Below are 427 nucleotides of genomic sequence, written 5' to 3' on the forward strand. Positions count from 1 at the left end.
TTGAGGTCGGGCTGCTCGAACACCGCGAACATGCGGCGGGAGTCCGGCACCTCGAACTGCGAGTACAGGTAGACCTCGTCGTCGACGGGATCGACGAACCGGTGCAGGCCCTCGCCCGTGTTCGTGTACATGGCGTCGGCGACGACCGTGAGCTCGTTCTCCTGCGCGAGGTCGTCGAGGCGGATCCGCACGCTGTCGCTGACGGCGGTGGGGTCGAGCTCGCGGCCGTTGAGGGTCACGGCGTGGACCGTGCGGGTGATCGCGTCGATGAACGTGGACGCGCCCGCCGTGGCGGTGAAGCGCACGGTCGTGGTGGATCCGAACACCTCCGCGCCCCGGGTGAGGTCGAGCGTCACGTCGTACTCGGACACGGCCAGCAGCGCGGCGCGCTCCTCGGCCTCGACGCGGGTGAGGTTCTCTCCTGGCA

The 427-nt window shown here is 69.6% G+C and carries 1 protein-coding gene; it reads right to left on the reverse strand.

Going from position 1 to position 427, the window contains the following annotated elements:
* Window positions 1-427, reverse strand: a 427-nt coding sequence (locus tag EO139_RS12890) for a hypothetical protein (RefSeq protein ID WP_241235958.1), incomplete at both ends; no start/stop codon positions are given.

Source organism: Xanthomonas sp. BRIP62411 (genome assembly GCF_003993525.1).
Taxonomy (GTDB): domain Bacteria; phylum Pseudomonadota; class Gammaproteobacteria; order Xanthomonadales; family Xanthomonadaceae; genus Xanthomonas; species Xanthomonas euroxanthea.